Source organism: Bradyrhizobium uaiense, from assembly GCF_010811875.1.
Classification (GTDB): domain Bacteria; phylum Pseudomonadota; class Alphaproteobacteria; order Rhizobiales; family Xanthobacteraceae; genus Bradyrhizobium; species Bradyrhizobium uaiense.
The window spans coordinates 1-5,465 of the sequence record NZ_VKHP01000390.1 but is presented as its reverse complement, the minus strand read 5'-3'; the positions used below and the strand labels follow the sequence as shown (position 1 = coordinate 5,465).

Below are 5,465 nucleotides of genomic sequence, written 5' to 3'. Positions count from 1 at the left end.
CCGGGACCCATACGCCGCGGCAGGCGTCGCGTGGGAACTCGTCGTTTCAGCATCACTCAACAATTTACATCTGGGGTTATGGTCCCGGCCCCCGTGCGCAATTGCGCACTAGGCCGGGACGACGGTGAATATGTTGCACCATCACGAGTTATACGTTCGCATTCTCGCGACACGAGTTACCCGAGCTTTGCTCTTCGCTCCGCCCGGCGAAGGTCGCAGGGACGCTTGCGGCCCAAATAATCCAACATCGCCTGTCGGAATACGCGCCGCTCGTTCGTCCTCGAGACGCAAGCACACGGAGAGAAACGATGCCCCCCACCATCACCGCTTTCGATCGCTCACCCGACGGCGGCAAGGGGCTGGCGCGCGATACCCGCGTCCGATGGGCGCTGGAGGAAGTGGGCCAGCCCTACGAGGTTCGTCTCGTTTCGTTCCAGGCGATGAAAGAGCCGGCGCATCTGGTGCTGCATCCGTTCGGCCAGATCCCGACCTATGAGGAAGGCGATCTCGCGCTGTTCGAGACCGGATCGATCGTGCTCCATATCGCCGAGCGTCATGCGGGCCTGCTGCCTGACGACGCCAATGCCCGCGCCCGCGCCATCAGCTGGATGTTTGCCGCGGTCAACACGGTCGAACCGCCGATCCTCGAACTCATGACCGCCAGGATTCTGGAGAGCGACAAGCCATGGACCAAGGAACGCCTGCCCCTGGTCATGGATCGCGTCCGCGACCGGCTGAACCAACTCGCCGCCCGCCTCGGCGATGCCGACTGGCTCGACGGCGCGTTCAGCGCGGGCGACCTGATGATGGTGTCGGTGCTGCTCAGATTGAGGGCATCGGGCATTCTCGACGAATATCCGGGCCTTGCAGCCTACGTCGCCCGCGGCGAAGCGCGGCCGGCTTACCGGCGGGCGTTTGAGGCGCAGCGAGCGGTCAACACGCGCTAGCCGGTGACGCGCCGACGACGACCGGCCGCGCGTCAGTCGCGCGATATGGACAGCCCTGCGAGAAGCGGAGCGTAAGCGGCGAGCCTGCGGGATACGAACTCCGTGAAGAACCGCACGCGCTTCGTCTTGCGTGTCTCCCCCTGGGTGAGAAGCCAGAGCGTTCCGTACATGTGAAGGTCGGTGCCCGGCACCCTCACCAGCAGAGGGTCGGCATCTCCAATGAAGCACGGCAGTGTCGTCATCCCGAGCCCTTGCCGTACTGCAACGATCTGCGCCTCGGCATCCGTGATCCTGAACGGAACCCCCGTGGCGCGAACCTCGCCCTCGTGGGCCCAGTCCGGGATTCCGTGAATGCTGATGACGATCCACCTGATGGGATCAGGCGCGCCCGCCCGCCACGCGGCCAGTCGATCGCGGGACATATAGATGCCGCCGAACAGCTCCGGTCCCTTCTGGCCGTGAAGATTGAGCGGCAGGGTCTTGCGGTCGTAGACGACGCGGATCGCGACGTCGGCCTCCCGGTTGGTCAGATTTGCCAGCTCGCCGGACGACAGGATGTCCATCTCGATGTCCGGATGCAGGCGCGCGAAGTCGGCGAAGTCCGGCATCAGCAGGTGCGTCACGAGAGGCGGTGCCAGCGTGACCCGCAGACGCCCGCGCACACTCTGGTCGCGCCCGAAGACGCGCGTCTCCAGCTGGTGCGACGACGCTTCCATCTGGTCCGCGAACTCAAGGACCTCCTCCCCTGCAACCGTCAGGCGGTAGCCCGAAGGCAGCTTTTCGAACATCTGTGCACCGAGGCGTTCCTCGAGCTGGGCGATGCGTCGGAGCACGGTTGAGTGATTGACCCCGAGGCGCTCGGCGGCAGCCCGCACCGAGCCTCCGCGCGCAACGGCAAGAAAGTAGCGAACGTCGTCCCAGTCGATCATGGTGCAATCCGGCACCGCGCGGTGCCCCTTCCAAAGCTCGTATCCAACCGTCAGCATCTCGTATGTGGGGGGACACGGGTGGTCATCAAAGCCTATGCCGGCAAGCGCGCGGCCCAATTCCCCGAACGGCGGGCACGGCTCCTCGCCGCCGGCGTCAAGCGTCCGGCCGGATCGATTTCGCACCACCGATGTGCGCGCTTCCGCACTCAACGCCCGACGCAGACGGCCCTATCTCGGGCTCTCGGGGACCGCCCCGGACCAGTCAAAGGTGGGGTCTGAAAGGAGAAGTCATGGGAAAGCTTGAGGGTAAGGTTGCAGTCGTCACGGGTGGATCGAGCGGCATGGCGCTGGCGAGCGCGAAGCGGTTCGTTGAAGAAGGCGCCTATGTTTTCATCACGGGCCGGAGGCAGGAGGCGCTCGATGAGGCCGTCGGGCTGATTGGCCGGAACGTCACCGGCGTGCGCGGCGACGCGGCCAATCTCGACGACCTCGACCGCCTGTTCGACACGGTCAAGCGGGAAAAAGGCAAGATCGACGTGCTGTACGCGAGCGCTGGCATCGGCGAAGCCGTCCCGCTGGGCCAGATTACCGAGCAGCATTTCGATGCGGCCTTCGGCCTGAATACGCGCGGCACGCTGTTTGCGGTTCAGAAAGCGTTGCCGCTGTTCAACGATGGCGGATCGATCTTCATGACCGGGTCGGTTGCTTCGGTGAAAGGTTTTCCTGGTTACGGCGTGTATGCGGCGAGCAAGGCGGCGTTGCGCTCATTCGCACGCACCTGGCTCAACGAACTCAAGGGCAGGAATATCCGGGTGAACGTGCTGAGCCCGGGGCCGATCGCCACGCCGATGCAGGACCAGGTCCTCACCGAGGAGGCGAAGCGGATGTTCGAATCCCTGATCCCGCGAGGAAAGATGGGGCGTCCCGAGGAAATTGCGGCGGCCGCGGTGTTTCTTGCCTCTGACGATTCCAGTTTCGTGAATGGGGTCGAGTTGTCTGTCGACGGCGGCTTCTCGGCCATCTGACATCGCACCTGATCGGAGAACGTATCATGAGCTATGCAATTGTCGGCTTCGGCGCGGTAGGCCAGGCCCTCGCCCGGGCCTTCGCCCGCAAGAACATCGAGGTGGCCGTCGCGAGCCGCCGGCCGCCCGCGGCGTTGGCGCCGCAGGCTCAGGCAATCGGACCCACGGTCGTCGCCAAATCGCTGCGGGATGCAATCGAGGCCGACACCATCATCCTGGCGGTCCCGTTCGGGGAGCATCGCGAGGTTGCGAAGGGGCTGCCGAGCTGGAACGGCAAGACCGTGATCGACGCGATGAACGCGTTGGTCCCGCTTGAGGAGCTCGATGGTCTCCTCTCCTCCGCCTTCGCCGCGAAGGCGTTCACGGGCGCCAGGTATGTCAAAGGCTTCAATCACCTGGTTGCGGCCAAATTGGCTGCCGATCCGGTCGTCGAGGGCGGCCACCGGGTGGTCTTCCTCTCTGGTGACGACGACGACGCGATCGCTCCGGTCGAAGTCCTGGCCAAGCAACTCGGGTTCGCACCGGTCAAGCTCGGAAAGCTCAACGAGGGCGGCGCGCTGGTGCACGCACGCGGCCGGGTCTGGGGCCCGCTGATCTTCCAGGATCTGTTCAAGAAGGAGCAATGATCTGCGATCGTGTGATTGACCCCGGGAGCGAGTGGCCCGCATGAGCACAGCGACATGCGGGCCACCGCGCACACGCGGACAGGAAATCGCTTCGATCATTGCGGACCACGCTTGCTCAATCAAGATGCCTTGATGGACTCGGACATCGTTATCCGGTTCTTGACGCTAGGACGCTCCTGCATCCGTGCATACCATGCCGAGAGAGTCTCGTACTCCGCCGGCACCGGCACGTTCACGAGTCCCGCGAAGATCAAGCCGCCTATGAGGGTGATATCGGCCATCGTGAACGCCTCGCCGGCGACGAACGGCTGCCGTTTCAGGATGCCGTCAAAGTAGTGCATCCCCCTGAGGGCCTTGTCGCGCTGACGGAATCCCCATTCGGGGTTCTGATAGATCTCGACATGCGGCCCTAGACCCGGCGTGGCGTGGTGAAAATAGACGCTGATGGCGTCAAGCACCTCCAGTTCGGCGCGCTTGCTCATCATGTGGATCACGCCCTTTTCCCGCGGCGTCCTGCCGGTCAGCGTCGGCGCGCCATCGAGCGCGTCGAGGTACTCGGTGATGGCAGTGCACTCGCCAATGAAGGTCCCGTCGTCGAGTTCGAGCACCGGCAGCGTGCCGGAGTAGTTCTTGGCCAGGAATTCGGGCTTCTTATGCTCGCCCTTGTAGAGATCGACCAATACGAACTCCACTTGCGACCGCAGGTGCTTCTCGGCCAGGGCGATGCGAACCCGGGCCGGATATGGGCCGGTCGGCCAATCGTAAATCTTCATCATGACTCCTATTGTCTACCTGTCACTTGGTAGGGCCGATATGAAGACTTCCAATCCGGCCGGTCAAGCCCTACCTAACACTTGGTAGATAACGAAGCAGTGAGGCGACGAGGTGAGTTCGAGCGCGCGGGAGGCCATCTTGGCGGCAGCAAAGCGGACCGCGCAGGCGCGCGGCTATGGCGGCCTGAATTTCCGCGATCTCGCGGACGACGTCGGGATCAAGGCCGCCAGCATCTACCACCATTTCCCGAGCAAGGCCGAACTCGGCACAGCCGTCGCGCGACGCTACTGGGAGGACACCGCCGCCCAACTCGACGCGATGCTGGCAGAAACGGCCGATCCTGTCCGCTGCCTGCGTCGATATCCCGAAATGTTTCGCAAAGCGCTCGAGAGCAACAATCGCATGTGCCTCTGCAGCTTCATGTCCGCGGAGGTCGACGACCTGCCGGACGCAGTGAAGAAGGAGGTCCAGACCTTTGCCGACGTCAACGTGGCATGGCTGAGCAAGCTGTTGGTGGCCGCGGGCCTGGCCAACTCGAAAAAGAGCCAGCAGCGGGCCCGCGCCATCTTCGCCGCCGTCGCCGGCGCGCAGCTCATCGCCAGAAGCCGATCCGATATTTCGCTCTACGACACGACGATCGACAGCTATCGCGCCGCGGGTCTGCTGCCGAAGTAGGTCTTCCATGGCTCACTCCAGCTGACGTGGTGCATCACGCCTCCGGCTGATCCACCCTGCGCGCTTCAACCAGCGCAAGGGCATGCAACGGCATTCTCGCGACTGAAACGTCCGAGCCTTGCGTGTCGTTTTGCCCTCTCACTTGGCAGAGGGCGCAGGGAAGACCGGGCGCCGATCGCACCCATGGGCCCCGTGCAATAGGTAGAAAGCACGGGGGGGTAGGACCACAGGTGTAACCGGGAGCAACCCGGCCTTCCCTGCGCGATGGTTGTGCGGCTTACTTCGTGCTCTCCCCGGCGAGACTGGGCTTTGTTGTCACCGTCCGTGCAAACGCAATTGCGTTTGCACGAAGACACCTACCACTAGGTGGTGTGGACTCTAAGGATTCCCTTTTAGGAGCAAATCAGATTCAAGGCTGCTTTTGGGGAGGCCGTCTTGGGTGTGATGGACCGTTTGGTATTGAGCGACGCGGCGTGGAAGCGGATGGCG

6 protein-coding genes are annotated in these 5,465 nt (G+C 63.7%); 4 read left to right on the top strand and 2 right to left on the bottom strand.

Going from position 1 to position 5,465, the window contains the following annotated elements; genetic code table 11:
• Positions 1-308 precede the first annotated feature (308 nt).
• A complete protein-coding gene (locus FNJ47_RS44375; RefSeq protein WP_163162869.1) occupies positions 309-947 on the top strand; it encodes a glutathione S-transferase family protein in 639 nt (212 codons plus the stop codon).
• A 32-nt stretch (positions 948-979) separates the two neighbouring features.
• Here the strand turns inward: FNJ47_RS44375 and FNJ47_RS44370 are convergent, their stop codons facing one another.
• Positions 980-1,876 carry a LysR family transcriptional regulator gene (locus FNJ47_RS44370; protein WP_163162867.1) on the bottom strand — a complete coding sequence of 299 codons (897 nt, stop codon included), beginning with the start codon at positions 1,874-1,876 and terminating at the stop codon, positions 980-982.
• A gap of 290 nt (positions 1,877-2,166) precedes the next feature.
• Between FNJ47_RS44370 and FNJ47_RS44365 the strand changes: the two genes are divergently transcribed.
• Both FNJ47_RS44365 and FNJ47_RS44360 read left to right on the top strand, forming a co-directional pair.
• On the top strand, positions 2,167-2,901 hold the full coding sequence (locus FNJ47_RS44365) for an SDR family NAD(P)-dependent oxidoreductase (RefSeq protein WP_163162865.1): 735 nt from the start codon (positions 2,167-2,169) through the stop codon (positions 2,899-2,901).
• 26 nt (positions 2,902-2,927) lie between these two features.
• Positions 2,928-3,527 carry an NADPH-dependent F420 reductase gene (locus FNJ47_RS44360; protein WP_163162863.1) on the top strand — a complete coding sequence of 200 codons (600 nt, stop codon included), beginning with the start codon at positions 2,928-2,930 and terminating at the stop codon, positions 3,525-3,527.
• A 119-nt stretch (positions 3,528-3,646) separates the two neighbouring features.
• Here the strand turns inward: FNJ47_RS44360 and FNJ47_RS44355 are convergent, their stop codons facing one another.
• Entirely contained in the window at positions 3,647-4,300 is a 654-nt protein-coding gene (locus FNJ47_RS44355; RefSeq protein WP_163162861.1) for a glutathione S-transferase, read from the bottom strand.
• A 112-nt stretch (positions 4,301-4,412) separates the two neighbouring features.
• Between FNJ47_RS44355 and FNJ47_RS44350 the strand changes: the two genes are divergently transcribed.
• Positions 4,413-4,976, top strand: a complete 564-nt coding sequence (locus FNJ47_RS44350; protein ID WP_163162859.1) for a TetR family transcriptional regulator — start codon at positions 4,413-4,415, stop codon at positions 4,974-4,976.
• Positions 4,977-5,465 lie beyond the last annotated feature (489 nt).